Source organism: Streptomyces sp. NPDC037301 (genome assembly GCF_055602785.1).
On record NZ_JBVJWD010000173.1, the window covers coordinates 1 to 1,676 of the forward strand.

Annotated in this window: 1 protein-coding gene; it reads right to left on the reverse strand. The window is 69.7% G+C overall.

The features are described from left to right. Window positions 1–182: 182 nt before the first annotated feature. Window positions 183–1,406 carry an IS110 family RNA-guided transposase gene (locus ACZ7IB_RS49210; RefSeq protein WP_470921899.1) on the reverse strand — a complete coding sequence of 408 codons (1,224 nt, stop codon included), beginning with the start codon at window positions 1,404–1,406 and terminating at the stop codon, window positions 183–185. Window positions 1,407–1,676: the final 270 nt, after the last annotated feature.

The following is a 1,676-nucleotide window of genomic DNA, read 5'->3' on the forward strand; positions in this document are numbered from 1 at the left end:
TGTTTCGTCAAGCCTGGCGGGGCTGGTTTGTAGGGGTTGGTCCTGGTTTTCGGGAACGTCCCGCGAAGCGGGATGTTCCCGGCGGATCGGGTGTCTGGTGGGCAGCTCGGTGGCTGGCAGGACGGGGGTGGCCGTGCCGGCATGCGGACGTGAGGAGGGCTGAAGGGCAGAGGGATGGGGTGTCAGGCTGCGAGGTCGACGTCGCTCGGAGTGCGTGGTTCGTAGAGGGCGCCGGTGCGGATCATCGCGTGGATGACGTTCACGCGTTGCCGGGCCAGGCGGAGGACCGCCTGAGTGTGGGTCTTGCCGCGTGCGCGCTGGCGGTCGTAGTAGATCCGGGAGGACGGGTCGCTCTTGCAGCCGATCGCGGCGAACGCGGCCCGGAACAAGGCACGTTTGAGGAGCCGGTTGCCGCGGTGGGGTGCGTGCTCACCGCGGATGGAGGTGCCCGAGGACTTCGTGGCGGGGGCGAGTCCGGCATAGGAGGCGAGGTGTCCGGCGGTGGGGAAGCCGGTGCCGTCACCGATCGCGACGATCACCGCGGCCGTGGTCCTGACGCCCAGACCGGGCAGCGACGTCAGGAGATGGAAAAGAGGGAGGGCCTCCAGCAGGGCGGCGATCTCCTGCTCGGTGGCCTGACGCTGGGTATGGGCGGCGGCGAGCTGGGCGGCCAGGCCCGGCACGATCAGCGCGGACGCCTCGGTGCCGGGAACAACCAGGGTCTGCTCGGCAAGCGCGTCGTAGATCTCGGTGGTGAGGTGGTGGGCCTTGCGCGAGCCGTGTGCCTTCAGCAGAGCCTCGCACCGCGTGCGGCCGAGCTTCTTCAGCCTGGCCGGCGAGCCGTGCCTGGCCAGGAGGGCCAGGACGTAGGGGTAGGCCAGGCGCGGGCCGAGTACGCGCTCGAGGGAAGGATGGATCTGGGAGAGCAGACCACGCAGCCGGTTGGTGGTGCGGTTGACCTCGCCGGCCAGGTCGTTGTCGTAGCCAGTGAGCATCGTCAGCTCGGCCAGCACCTCGTCGTCGCGGTCCACCGCGCGCAGGGTGTGCGGCATGGACCGGGCGGTCTCCGCGATCACGAACGCGTCGCGGGCATCGGTCTTGGCCTCGCCCGGGTGAAGGTCGGCTGCCCGCCGCATCGACAACCCGGGCAGGTAGGCGACCCGGCAGCCCGCCGCGCGGGCCACCGTCAACGGCAACGCGCCGATGTTGGCGACCTGGTCCACGATCACCAGTACGGTGCCGAACTTCGCCACCAGTTTGGTGAACAGCTCCAGCAGCTTCGGCTCGGTGTTGGGCAGCCGTTTGTCGTGCACGGTTCTGCCGTCCGCGGTCCGGCCGTGGGCGTGGTGGAACTCCTTGCCCAGGTCCAGACCGAGGAAGAGATCTGTCGCGGTCGTGTCGACCATGTGCGCGTGCCCCTCGCCTCTCGTCTCCTCAACTCCCAGCCGTCCCTGCGGCACCACACGCCGGCAACCACGTTACGCAGACATCCCCACCCGCAAAGCGGTCCGGCATTGCGCCGGACCAGGCGGTCGTCAGGCCCCTCATCAGCGGTCAAGCGGTGCCCCGAAGCCCGGCGGCAACACCCCCCAGGTCATCGACTTCGACAGGGGGCACACAGCCATACCGGACCCGGGGGCCAGGCGCCCCATTGCGGGGCCACGAAAACGGTAACG